At 68.5% G+C, this 12,860-nt stretch carries 8 protein-coding genes; 5 read left to right on the top strand and 3 right to left on the bottom strand.

Features of this window, described 5'->3' with window-relative positions:
• Positions 1 to 81: 81 nt before the first annotated feature.
• Complete coding sequence (locus NJQ99_RS07225) at positions 82 to 2,130, bottom strand: hypothetical protein (protein ID WP_269332160.1); 2,049 nt, start codon at positions 2,128 to 2,130, stop codon at positions 82 to 84.
• A gap of 371 nt (positions 2,131 to 2,501) precedes the next feature.
• On the opposite strand from NJQ99_RS07225, the gene NJQ99_RS07220 reads away from it, so the two are divergent.
• The 5 genes from NJQ99_RS07220 (at position 2,502) to NJQ99_RS07200 (ending at position 8,104) form a co-directional block, all read left to right on the top strand.
• On the top strand, positions 2,502 to 2,900 hold the full coding sequence (locus NJQ99_RS07220) for a MerR family transcriptional regulator (RefSeq protein ID WP_269332159.1): 399 nt from the start codon (positions 2,502 to 2,504) through the stop codon (positions 2,898 to 2,900).
• Positions 2,897 to 4,051 (top strand): acyl-CoA dehydrogenase family protein, encoded by a 1,155-nt coding sequence (locus tag NJQ99_RS07215; RefSeq protein WP_269332158.1) that lies wholly within the window; start codon positions 2,897 to 2,899, stop codon positions 4,049 to 4,051. Before NJQ99_RS07220 ends, NJQ99_RS07215 begins: the two co-directional genes overlap by 4 nt.
• 67 nt (positions 4,052 to 4,118) lie before the next feature.
• Entirely contained in the window at positions 4,119 to 5,330 is a 1,212-nt protein-coding gene (locus NJQ99_RS07210; protein ID WP_269332157.1) for an acetyl-CoA C-acetyltransferase, read from the top strand.
• Positions 5,330 to 5,791, top strand: coding sequence for a cupin domain-containing protein (locus NJQ99_RS07205; protein WP_269332156.1), 462 nt, complete (start codon positions 5,330 to 5,332; stop codon positions 5,789 to 5,791). The genes NJQ99_RS07210 and NJQ99_RS07205 overlap by 1 nt, the downstream gene beginning before the upstream one ends.
• Positions 5,792 to 5,836: 45 nt before the next feature.
• Positions 5,837 to 8,104 carry a 3-hydroxyacyl-CoA dehydrogenase NAD-binding domain-containing protein gene (locus NJQ99_RS07200; RefSeq protein WP_269332155.1) on the top strand — a complete coding sequence of 756 codons (2,268 nt, stop codon included), beginning with the start codon at positions 5,837 to 5,839 and terminating at the stop codon, positions 8,102 to 8,104.
• A gap of 79 nt (positions 8,105 to 8,183) precedes the next feature.
• Here NJQ99_RS07200 and NJQ99_RS07195 read toward each other — a convergent pair whose 3' ends face one another.
• Together NJQ99_RS07195 and NJQ99_RS07190 are read right to left on the bottom strand one after the other, a co-directional pair.
• Positions 8,184 to 11,972 carry a hypothetical protein gene (locus NJQ99_RS07195; RefSeq protein ID WP_269332154.1) on the bottom strand — a complete coding sequence of 1,263 codons (3,789 nt, stop codon included), beginning with the start codon at positions 11,970 to 11,972 and terminating at the stop codon, positions 8,184 to 8,186.
• Positions 11,973 to 12,192: 220 nt separating this feature from the next.
• Positions 12,193 to 12,852, bottom strand: coding sequence for a class I SAM-dependent methyltransferase (locus NJQ99_RS07190; RefSeq protein WP_269332153.1), 660 nt, complete (start codon positions 12,850 to 12,852; stop codon positions 12,193 to 12,195).
• Positions 12,853 to 12,860: the final 8 nt, after the last annotated feature.

Genomic DNA, 12,860 nt, shown 5'->3' with positions numbered 1-12,860 from the left:
CGGACCGCCCGTCTGCCGCGAATCACGTGCCGCCAGTGTGGTCCGCGCCGCCGTCAGGGGCAACGCGGACCCTGGCGTCGGTCAGAGCACCAGGTAGGAGCCGCCAGCAAGGAGAACCACGATCGAGGCTGCGACGAGGCCGATGCGCAGCTTGCGACTGCCGTCCCCGCCCGTGGCGACCGCGGCTTCGTCCGCATCCTCGTCCTCGTCCTCGTCGTCGAACAGGGCCTCCACCGGATCGCCGTCCCGTTCTGCGGCCAGGTCCTCGCCGAAGTCGTCGCCGCGTGCGGCCTTGCGGATCGCCGCGATCACGTCCTCGGGCCGCCGGCCGCCAGCGGTTTCCGGCGCCATATCCTCGTCAGCCTCGTCGAGGGCGGCGGCTGCTGCTGCGAGAGGGGGAGGCGGAACCTCCCGGTCTTCCCGCGTCCAGCCGGCTTCTTCGGTGTCTGCCGCGCTCTCTTCGCGCAGCGCGGCGAGCGGGTCCTGCCCGGTCTCGGCTTGCGGTTCCGCTGCATCGTCCTCGCGATCGGCGAAGGACATCCCGTACGGTTCTTCCTCCCGCGGGAGAACGATCCCGTCCTCGTCGCTGAACTGGCCGAGGAAGGCGTCGATGGTCGACGTCGAAGGTGCCGGCGCAGCCTGCCGCTCCGCCGCGACGACCTCTCCGGCCGGAAGCGACGGGGATGGCACGAATGCGGCCGGTTCGTCGCCGGTCTCCTCGGCAGTTTCAGCCGGGGTTTCAGGCATCGCGGCGTGCACCCTGCCCATTCCGGCCGATTGCGTGTCCGGAGCGTGCCCGGCAGCGGCGCCATCGTGTCCGAGGTGCGCATCGAGATAGGCGTCGACGTCGAACGCAGCCTCCTCGATGTCGCCGGTGACCGCATCGGAGCCCGGCGTCCAGCGCTCGGCGGCAGTGCGCTGCGGCTCAGCCGCCGCATCCATGTCGTCGCTACCCTCGGGGGCGTTCATGGCAGCCGCGGTGGGCCAGCCATCGTCGGCGGCGGCAACGTCGTCCGGAGCTCCGGCCACGGCTTCCGCGGCCGATGCCTCCACCAGGTCTGCCGGGTCCGTCTCGCCGGTGCGCGTGATCGTCTCGAAACCATCGGAGTCCCAGCCGGTCGTCCAGTCGCCGGACGCCCCGGTCTCCGGTGCAGCATCTGCCGTGACGGGTTCTGCGGCAGGGGCGGTCCCGGCTTCCGTGTCTTCATTCAGCCAACGCGCCGCCTCGGGCCCGGTCAGCGACGTGCCGTCCGTGTCGGAAGCCTCGGCCTCGGGCAACCAGTCGTCCCGGTCAGACCCGGTAGGGCCGTCCGTTTCCGCGGCCTCGGTGTCGGCGGCAGCACTCGCCGCCATGGCAGCGGCCACGACGCCGGCGGCGCCCGTCGCGCCGGCCAGGCTGGGCTTGCCGTCCTGAGCCCGGTCATCGCCGGAAGCGGCGAAGGTGGCGCCTTCTGCCTGCATCCTCTGCTCGAGCCGGGAGAGCCGGCTGGCCATCATCTCGATCGCCTTGCCGACGGTCGTGACAGCCTCGTTGCTTTTCTCGAAGGACCGCTCGATGCGCTGCGACAGGGCGTCGAGGGACGCGCGGGTGTCGCCGATGGAGGCCTCGCTCGAACTGCGGACCTCCTCGGTGTGCCGGGCGAGATCGCGCAGCGCGGCCTGTAGCTCTGTCGTTGCCTCGCGGCGTACCTTGTCTATGCCGTCGACCTTCTCCGCCAGCGCCCGGAGAGCCTCCATCGCCCCCTCGTCCCCGCCCGACGCGGGCGGCGAGGCCATCTCGGCTTCCTCTATGCGGGCGGTGAGCGCCTCCACATGCGTGGCGGCGCTGTCCTCCGCGGCGTCAAGCCGTTCGGCCAGGGTCCGCACCGTATTCGACAGCGCCGCGATCTCCGCGCGCAGGGCGTCCGCCTCCTCCGCGGCCATGGCGGGCGCGCCATCGTGGGGGGGGCCGCTCTCCGGAGCGTCGCTGGCATCTGCCGTCTGCCGGATCGCCATGTCGGGATCGGCCGTCGTCAGCACGTGGTTGAACCATTCGCCGAGTGTCATGCCGGCGCGCGCAGCAGCCCGCTTGGCCGCCTCGCGGGCTTCCGGCTCGATCCCCTTGATGCTCCAGGGCGCTCCTGCCTTCATGTCGGTTCCCCGTCTTGCGGTCGGTCCGGAGCGGCCCGTCATGGGGCCTCGCCGCGGTCCGAAGATCACTGTCATCCGGTCATACCGGTATGACATGGTTAGTCCAGTTTGGTTAACAAAATCCTAGCCCAGGTAGGACCATCCCCGCGAGGCCCTTGTGCTCCGCGGCCCTCCCGGTCGTTCCGGGCAAAAAGTCCCTCCTGTTCATGGTACTACCGGCAGGCGGAACGTGCAGCGGGCGCTGCCGCCAGAACGCCGCCAGAACGCGGATTGACGTTGACGTAAGCGTCAAATAACGTCCCCGTGACGCAAGGGAAATATGGGTTGCGCAGCGCTGTCCCACTGACCGGGCTGGAGCGGAGAACGGACGGATGACACGGACCTATTCCATCAGTGACCTGGCACGGGAGTTCGGCGTGACGCCCCGCGCGATCCGCTTCTACGAGGACAAGGGGCTGCTGACGCCTGCGCGGCGCGGACAAACCCGCATCTACGCCCCGCGGGACCGGGCTCGGCTGATCCTGATCCTCCGCGGCAAGCGGTTCGGGTTCTCGCTCCGAGACATCAAGGAGATGCTTGACCTCTACGAGAAACCGGACGGCGGGATCGAGCAGTTGCGCGTGACGCTTGCCAAGTCGCGCGACCGGATCGCCGCGCTCAAGGCACAGCGCGACGAGCTTCAGGATGCGATCGCCGAGCTTGAGGATGGCTGCGACAAGATCCGGGAACGGCTGGCAGAACTTGGGGATACGGAGGAGGCGGCGGAATGACGGCGCCCCTTCCCTCGCGCTGGATGACCGAGGAGTTGCGGATCCTGGCGGATGCCGCCAGGCGCTTCTTCGCGGAAGAGTTCCTGCCGCACAACGAGCGGTGGGAGAGCCAAGGCTGCGTCGACCGCGACGCCTGGCGCAAGGCGGGGGAGGCGGGCCTCTTGTGTGCCGGGCTTCCGGAGGACTATGGCGGCGGTGGCGGCACCTACGCGCATGAAAGCGTGATCAACGGCGCACAGGTCGCCCTCGGCATCAGCGGGTTCGGGAACTCGGTCCATTCCGGCATCGTCGCGCCCTATGTCGCGGCCTATGGCACGGAGGAGCAGAAGCGGCGCTGGCTTCCGAAACTCGCCAGCGGCGAGATGGTCGGCGCGATCGCGATGACGGAGCCGGGCACGGGCTCCGACCTGCAGGCGGTGAAGACCACCGCGCGGCTCGACGGCAACCAGTACGTGATCAACGGCGCCAAGACCTTCATCACCAACGGCCAGACCGCGAATTTCATCATCGTCGTGGCCAAGACCGACCCGGCGGCCGGCGCGAGCGGCGTCTCCCTGATCGTGGTGGAGACGGACGAGGCGGCGTCGGGTTTCTCGCGCGGGCGGAACCTCGAGAAGATCGGCATGAAGGCGCAGGACACCTCGGAACTGTTCTTCGAGGACGTGCGCGTGCCGACCGCGAACCTGCTGGGTAGGGCCGAGGGGGAGGGCTTCGTCCAGCTGATGCAGCAATTGCCCCAGGAACGGCTGATCATCGCGGACATGGCCGTGGTAAGCGCGGAGACGGCGCTCGCCCACACCGTTGCCTACACGAAGGAGCGCAAGGCCTTCGGCAAGCGCATCCTGGATTTCCAGAACACCCGCTTCGAACTGGCCGACTGTACCGCGCGGGTGACCGCGGCGCGGGCCTTCGTCGACCGGCTGATCGAGGAGCACCTGGAAGGCCGTCTCGGCGTCGAGCACGCAGCCATGGCAAAGCTCGTCTGCACCGACCTGCAATGCAATGTGATCGACCGGTGCCTCCAACTCCACGGGGGCTATGGTTACATGACCGAGTATCCGATCGCGCGCATGTGGGCCGACGCCCGCGTGCAGAAGATCTACGGCGGCACGAACGAGATCATGAAGGAACTCATCGGACGCGGCCTCTAGCCCGAAGCCGCCACGGCGGAAACGGGCCGGCGCGCCGGTGCCAGAGGGAACGAGGAGGATCGACCAGATGGCCGACGCTTATGTCTACGACGCCGTGCGCACGCCGCGCGGCAAGGGCCGCAAGGACGGCAGCCTGCACGAGGTTCCGTCCGTCAAGCTCGCCACGGGCGTGCTCAGCGCGTTGAAGGATCGCAACAGCCTGCCCGAGAACGCCGTCGACGACGTGGTCATGGGCTGCGTCATGCCGATCGGCGAGCAGGGCGCGGACATCGCCCGCACGGCGACGCTGCTGTCGGGACTGGGGGAGCAGACGTCCGGCGTACAGGTCAACCGGTTCTGCGCGTCCGGACTCGAGGCGATCAACATGGCGGCCGCGCAGGTGATCTCGGGCGCCTCCGACCTCGCCATAGGCGGCGGGGTGGAGTCGATGAGCCGGGTGCCCATGGGCTCCGACGGCGGCGCGTGGGCGGTCGATCCGGAGTGCGCGATCCCGCTCTATTTCGTGCCGCAGGGCATCTCCGCCGACCTGATCGCGACCAAGTACGGGTTCAGCCGCGACGACGTCGACGCCTATTCGGTCGAGAGCCAGAAGCGCGCCCAGCGCTCGTGGGAGGAGGGGCGGTTTGCCAAGTCCATCGTGCCGGTGCACGACGACAACGGGCTGACCATCCTCGACCATGACGAGCACATGCGCGCGGAAACGACCATGCAGTCGCTGGGCGCGCTCAAGCCCTCCTTCCAGGGGATCGGCGAGGGGATGCCGGGCTTCGACTCCGTCGCCATCCAGCGCTACCCGGAGATCGAGCGCATCGACCACGTGCACCACGCGGGCAACTCCTCCGGCATCGTCGACGGGTCGGGCGCGGTGCTGCTCGGCAGCAAGGAAGCGGGCGAGAAGCACGGCATGAAGCCGCGCGCCCGCATCCGCGCCTTCACCTCCATCGGGTCGGAGCCGACGATCATGCTGACGGGGCCCGTCGACGTGACGCAGAAGCTCCTGAAGAAGGCCGGCATGACCACGGCGGACATCGATCTGTTCGAGCTGAACGAGGCGTTCGCATCGGTCGTCCTGCGCTACATGCAGGCGCTCGACATCCCGCACGACAAGATGAATGTGAACGGCGGTGCCATCGCCATGGGCCACCCGCTGGGTGCGACCGGCGCGATGATCTTCGGCACGGTGCTGGACGAGCTTGAGCGGTCCGGCAAGGAAACGGCCCTCGTCACGCTGTGCATCGGGGCCGGCATGGGGACGGCGACGATCATCGAGCGTGTGTGATGCCTAGGATCGATATCGGTGCGATGGAGTGGACTGGCGGCTGGGGCTATCCGGCGCCCTTCGCCGGGACCGTCGCCGGCAGGATGCGCAAGCGGCTCGGCAATGCGGTGGGTCTCGACCAGTTCGGGGTCAATCTCACGCGGCTCGAGCCAGGCGCGGCGAGCGCGCTGCGCCACTGGCACGAGCGGGAGGACGAGTTCGTCTATGTCCTCGACGGCGAACTGGTGCTCGTCGAGGATGGCGGCGAGACGGTGCTGCGCGCGGGCGATGCGGCGGGCTTCAAGGCGGGCGTCGCGGACGGCCATCAGCTCGTCAACCGCTCGGACCGCCCGGCGCACTATCTCGAGATCGGCGCCCGCAGCCCGGTGGAACGCGCGCATTACCCCGACGACGACCTCGCCGCGGTGAAGGACGAGCGCGGTTTCCGCTTCACGCACAAGGACGGCAGCCCCTACGCCTGACGGCGGCTGGCGGACCGGCAGAGACACCTGAGGGAAGGAACACCCATGAGCTTCGAACAGTTGCGCTACGACGTCGACGCCGATGGCATCGCGACCATCGCCTTCGACATGCCAGGGCGGTCGATGAACGTGCTGTCGGAGGACTCCATCCGCGAGTACGAGGAGGCGATCGACAAGGCGCTCGCCGACGACGCGGTCGTCGGCGTCGTGGTGACGAGTGGCAAGGACAGCTTCATGGCCGGCGCCGACCTCTCCATGCTGGAGAGGCAGGCGAAGGACGCAGCCAATTTGCCGAAGGAGGCGCGCGCGCAGGCCGTCTTCGATTTCACCATGGGCCTGCACCGCATGATGCGAAAGCTTGAGGCAGGCGGCAAGCCGGTCGCCAGCGCGATCACCGGCACCGCGCTCGGCGGCGGGCTGGAGCTGTGCCTCGCAACGCACTACCGGGTTGCCGTCGACAACGACAAGGCGCAACTCGGCCTTCCCGAGTGCAAGGTCGGCCTGCTGCCCGGCGGCGGCGGCACGCAGCGCCTGACGCGGTTTCTGGGCGTGATGGGGTCGGCGGAGACACTGCTCGAAGGAAAGCCCATGTCGCCGAAGAAGGCGAAGGCCATGGGCCTCGTGCACGAGGTCGTGGCGAAGGGCGAGGACCTGGCCGCCGCCAAGGCCTGGGTCAAGGCCAATGCGGAAGAAGGCCGCAAGGTGCGGGAGAAGCGCGCCGCGGGCGGCAAGGCGGAGGGCAGCTTCGAGCAGCCCTGGGACCGCAAGGGCTTCAAGATCCCCGGCGGCGGGCCCTACCACCCGTCGGGCATCCAGATGTTCCTCGGCGGCAATGCCATGATCCGCAAGAACACCTACGGCCTCTACGAGGCGCAGAAGGAGATCATGGCCGCGGTCTACAACGGGCTGCAGATGCCCTTCGACCTCGCGCTGAAGGTCGAGGCGCGCCATTTCACCAAGCTCATGGTGGGCGACCAGGCGCGCAACATGATCCGCACGCTGTTCCTCTCCAAGCAGGCGCTGGAGAAGGGCGCGCGCCGTCCCGAGGCGGTGCCGCCGCAGCCGACGAAGGTGCTGGGCATGCTGGGCGCGGGCATGATGGGCGCGGGCATCGCCTATGTCTCGGCGCTGGTGGGGATCGAGGTCGTGCTCCTCGACCGCGACGCGGACGCCGCCGCCAGGGGCAAGGGCTATGCCGAGAAACTGCTGACCGACCGCGTGAAGAAGGGCCGCATGAGCCAGGCCGATGCCGACGCCGTGCTGGCCCGCATCCGGCCGACTGCGGACTATGCCGACCTGAAGGACTGCGACCTGATCATCGAGGCCGTGTTCGAGGATCCGGGCATCAAGAAGGACGTGACGGAAAGGACCGAGGCGGCGATCCCCGAAGGGTGCATCTTCGGCTCCAACACCTCGACCCTGCCGATCACAGGACTTGCGAAGAACTCGAAGCGCCCGGCGCAGTTCATCGGCATCCACTTCTTCTCGCCCGTGGACAAGATGCCGCTCGTCGAGATCATCATGGGCAAGGAGACGGGGCCGGAGGCGCTGGCCAAGGCGCTCGACTACGTCCGGCAGATCCGCAAGACGCCCATCGTCGTGAACGACAGTCGCGGCTTCTACACGAGCCGCGTGTTCTCGACCTATGTCCGCGAGGGGCAGATCGCGCTCGCCGAGGGCGTGACACCTGCGCTGATCGAGAACGCGGGCCGCATGACCGGCATGCCGCGCGGACCGCTGGAGCTGACCGACGACGTGGCGCTCGACCTTGCGCACAAGGTGCAGAAGGCGACGCGGGCGGCGCTGGGCGAGGCCTACCAGGTCACGCCTGCCGACGCGTTGATCGAGGAGATGGTGGAAACGCACCAGCGGTTCGGGCGGAAGAACGCCAGGGGGTTCTACGAATATCCGGAGGGTGGAAAGAAGCGTCTCTGGCCCGATCTCGGCACGCTCAAGGCGGTCGGGCCGCGTCTTCCGGAGGAAGAGCAGCCCTCGGCAGAGGACCTGAAGCAGCGCTTCCTGACCATCCAGGCCCTTGAAACGGCACGGTGTTTCGAGGAAGGCGTGCTGGAGGACGTGCGCGACGCAGACGTCGGCGCGATCTTCGGCTGGGGGTTCGCCCCTTGGACAGGCGGACCGTTATCGTATATCGATACCGTTGGCCTTCAGGAGTTCGTCGCCCGATGCGAGGCGCTCGAGAAACTCCATGGGCCGCGCTTCGCCCCGACGCCGCTCCTGCGGGAGATGGCGGAAAAGGGGGACCGCTTCTATTCGCGCTTCGCACCGGCGGAGTCGGATCAGCAGGCGGCCTGAAGCCCACGCGCGCGATACGAAGAAAAAGGCCGGCTGGTGATCCCAGCCGGCCTTTTTCGTTGCCGCAAGTGTACAGGCGTCAGTTGCTGCCGCCCGTCGCCCAGTCCTCGAGGTCCTGGTAGAGCTGCCTCCCGCCGTCGACGATGCCGTCCCAGGCATTGCCCAGCGCTTGCGCGTCCGGCGCATCCGGGTTGTAACCCGTGTTGAAGCTGAACACCGGGTAGATCGCGCTGGTCCGGCCCTCGACCGTAGGATCGATCTGGAACTGCGAGGTTCCGATTGCCATCTTCGGCGACACAGGATCGCGGTCGCGCCCGATCAGGACGGCCCCCGGCCCCGCGTTCACGACGGTCGCATAGCCGAAGCTTGCAACGTCTGCCGCCGCCAGCGCGCTCAGTGACGCGCCGCCAGCCCCGGGCCCGACGTCGGCGCGCGGGAAGTTGACACCGACCCGGCCGAGCGTCGCATTGGCCGTTTGCGACATGTTGTAGTTGGTCGTGCCGAACGACCACCCGAACTGCGCAATGGGTCCGGTCGCCACAGCGGTGGAGGTTGCCGTGATCTGCTGCTTGGCTGTCGAGGGGCCGATCCAGGGCTGTGCACCCGGCTGGCCCGGTCCGAGCGACGGCGGAAGGACCACGCCTTCGCCTGCGCCGAAGCCCGCAAGCGCCCGGCCGCCCGGGACCCCCGGGATCTCCGCATAGAAATACTGGAACTCGAGGCCCTTCGGAATGTTGAGGGCGCGCCGGACCGCCTGCGCCTCGGCCGGGGCGTTGGGGTCGCCGGCGGTCGCGGTGCCCTGCACCAGCGTGCCGTTCTCCGCCGCGATGGCGAGTGTCGCCACCGTCGCCGCGCCGGCCACCTTGATCGATTGCTTGGCGTGGCCGTTGGCCGTGGCTATGCCATCCCAGAAGGCGTCGTTGCCAAGGGTGGCGTTGTAAGCCGATGTGGCGACCTGTCCCGGGGGCGTCTGCTGGAAGGCCGTGGCCGCCGTATTCCATTGTGCAGACAGCGTGTCCGCGGCCTGGCCGACCGCCTGGCCCACCGGCGTCTGGGCCAGCGGCTGCAGCACCTGGTTCGTCACGAAATTGTCGATCGGCTGCGCGACGTGCTGACGGTAGGCGGCTGCCCCCACGCCATTGATGTTGCGGTAGGCAAGGTCGCTGATCTGCGGCAGGTCGCCCACCCCCTGGGAGACGTCCGAATAGGTCAGGTCGTCGAAGCCGAGCGGTCCCGCCCGTTGGCCGGCCGCCGGATAGCCGGTGTCGCCCACCGAATAGGTCAGGCCATCGGGCCCCGTATAGGAGGTCGGGCCGCCGCTGCCGCCGCCGGGGCCGGAGGGAGGCGTTCCGTCACCGCCGAAGAGCGTGTCCGCATTGGACTGGTAGGGATTGAAGTCCGGCGGGTTCATGGGATCGGGGAATGTCGTTCCGATGCCCCGCAGACTCTGGTTCGCGCCCGGCACGTCGAAGCTCACCGGTACGCTCGTCGCGCCATCCGGGGTGTAGCCGAAGATCAGCTGGGTCTGGCTGCCCCCGCCGCCGTTCTGCACGGGCACCATCACGGGCTCGCCGGTCTTGGGATGGATGACCGGGTTCCCGGCATCGTCGAGCAGCGGGAAGGGTCCGCCATGTACCGCATTCGGGTCGCTTAGTGTCACCCAGTCGGGTGCGCGGCCCATCGCTGTCTGTGGGCTGTAGATGCCGCGCTCGATCACGTTCTCGGCGCCCGTGGTGTAGGCAACCACATGGTCGCCGCGTGCGAGAGCGGTTTCCACCGCCTCGCGCGTCGCCTGCGTGCCGGCGCCCGGCACGTTCCGTCCGCCCGCGACCTGGCCGAGGTACTGGACCGTCCCTGTCGTCCCGTCGGTCATGCGCGCTTCGGTCGGCATCAGTGCGGCAATGCCGCCGACATCTCCGTTGGCATCGGTGACCACGAAGACTTCGCGGCCGGGCCGGTTGAGGATCGCGGAGATCTCGTCCGGCGACTTGCCGGCATAGGTTCTCGGGTTCCATTGCGGCAGCGCCTCGACGACCTGCTGCTGGATCCCGTCAGACATGCCCTGGAAGCCACCGTTGACGACATAGCGCGTCTCTGCCGCGCCGGTCTTGGGGTTCAGGTTCTGGAAGGTGCTGACCCTCGCCTGCTCGACCAGGGAGGTATCGGAGCCAGAGACCGGCCCGGACTGGGTCAGGGGCACGCCATTGTCGGTGTAGGTCACGCCGACCATGCGGTCGCTCGGCACGATTGCCGACTGATCGCCAAGCGGACGGGACGCCCGGATGTCGTCCGGCAAGGGAAGCTGATCGGGGAACAGCGTGTTGCCGTTCGGTGCGGCTTGCGGCCGCGCCGTTTGCAGGCCGATGTCGCGGGGTGGCGGGGCATTGTCCAGCGCACCGAGATTCGCCCCGGGCCCGGTCTGTGTGCGCAGCGGAACCGTTCCGCCGGCATTGTCGAGAGCGCCCAGGTTCGCCGTGGGGCCGGCTTGCGGACGCGGGCCGACGGTCGGCTGGGTGGTGCCGCGGGGAAGCAGTTCGACACCGTCGATTCCTGCGACGAGGCTCGCATCGAGTGCGTCGTCGATCCGACCCACATTGCGGCCCGCCGAGAGAGAGGTCGCCGCCGCTGCCGGTATCACGGCGATTCCGAGGTCGGCGACGCGCTGCGTCATCGCGCCGTCGCCGAATTCCTGGCTCTGCATCCAGGCGCCGTTCGGACCGCCATAGGTGTAGTCGATCTGTGCCTGGTAGGACTGGGCAGCGTCCTGCAGGCCCGAGTCCACCGGGACGACCCCATTGTTGACGAGCCCGCGCGCATTGACCGAGCCGTCGAGGCCCGGGCTGCCCGCGGCGCCGAGGCCGGTCATAGCCATGTCGAGCATCCCGCCGCCGAGACGGCCGAGTTCCGCAACATTGGACGCCGTCTGGTGCGCGAAGCCTGCCGCGAAGCGCAGCGCCGGGTTTGCCGGTCTGTCGTCCGGCTCGGGGAACACATAGCCCTCCGGCAGCGCGCCGATACGAACCGTGTTCGGGTCGGTATAGACAGTCTGAAGCGATGCACGCGGATCGGGCGGCAACTCGCCGGTCACCGGGTCGATAAGCGCAAGGTCGCTGATGACGGGGCCGCCGCCCGTGCCGCCGCCCGTGCCGCCGCCCGTGCCGCCGCCCGTGCCGCTGCCCGTGCCGCTGGCAGTCTGGCTCGGCTGGCTCGGCGCGATACCGGGCATCGCGCGGATGTCGTCGAGCGCGCCGTCCACATCCATCGGGTTCTGGATCGTCTCACCGGTGATGAGGTTCGTGGGCTGCGTCCCCGGCGTCAGCGGCGTGAAGGGATCGCCGTAGGTCACCGTATCCGGCAGGTCGGCAGGCGCGTCCCAGTCGACCGAAGGCATCGGGATCTGCGCGGGTGGCGGCGCGGTGCCGTCCAGCACGTCGAGGAAGGGATCGCGCGTGGCGCCCTGCAAGGCACGCTGCATCGAGGGGTTGGGTGTGAAATCGTCCTGGGGCGGCGGTGCATACCCGCCCACGTTGACGACCCGTGGCCCGGAGAAGGAGAAGTCGTCCACTCCCTCGCCCGGCATCTGGACCTGCGGCCCCGTCGACTCCGGCTGCGAGACGTCATCAGGGCTGCCGGTCCCCGCGTCGGCGATGAGCAAGGGCTCGTCCGGCATCGCGCCGGTGTCCGTTGGAGAAGGTGGGGTTTCGTCGGCGGGGATACCCGCGCCGTAAACGTCCGCACCTGCATCGGCAGGCGGCACCTCGGGGGCAGGGGAAACGTCAGGGCTTTCAAGCGTGAACTCTTCGTTCGGATCCTCGGCGCCGAACGAATGGGACTCCGTTCCGACACCGCTGCCGGTAACATCGACCATGATCAACCCTCCAACAAACAACAGACCCAGTGACCCCCGCGTGGAACCCGGGGTGTTTCGCTGTCAGGGCGTAACGTGCGTTACGCCAGAATGTGCATGGAGGGGAGCAAGGTGCTGTTCATCTCCCGTGTATCAAAAGGCTACGTTACCGATTTGTGACTGTAAAACGGTTTTTTTATGCTGCGCTGCAGCACCGCGCGCTGCTGTTCCGGCCCGCGTCTCAGCCGGCGCGGACAAACTCCACGACACTGAACAGATTGAGCAGGCCCAGGCGGCGCTGCTGGCGCAGTTCCGCATCCTCGACCGCCGCAATCGCGTCGAGCGAGAGTTCCGGCCGCCAGCCGAGTCGGCGGGTCAGCGGGGTCAGCAGGTTCTCGACCCGGCCCCAGACCGGGTGGCCGCTGTGGAAATGGCTGACGATGACGATAGTGCCGCCGGGCTTCGTCACGCGAACGATCTCCTGCATGACCCGGATCGGATCCGGCACCGCTGTGATCGTGTACATGGAGACGACGGTGTCGAAGCTCTCGTCGGGAAAGGCGAGGTTCTGCGCGTCCATCTCGCGGATCGCCTCGATGTTGGCGAGCCCGGCGCGGCGGACGCGGTCCCGCGCGCGGGCGAGCATCTGCGGACTGAGGTCGACGCCCGTGACCGCCGCGTCGGGCCGGTAGAGAGGCAGCGACAGCCCGGTGCCCACGCCCACGTCCAGCAGGCGGCCGCCCGTGCGGTTGGCGATCTCCACCGCCGCCTTGCGCCCGGCCTCTACCGTCGGACCGAAGACGACGTCATAGACGGGCGCCCAGCGCGCATAGGCGTCCATCAAGCCCTTTTCCTCGAGCACGCGGCGGGACGGGTCGTTGCGGAAGGTGGAGCGGGGCATCTGTGTCC

This window comes from Futiania mangrovi (genome assembly GCF_024158125.1).
Classification (GTDB): Bacteria; Pseudomonadota; Alphaproteobacteria; order Futianiales; family Futianiaceae; genus Futiania; species Futiania mangrovi.
This window is presented reverse-complemented; position numbering and strand designations above follow the sequence as displayed.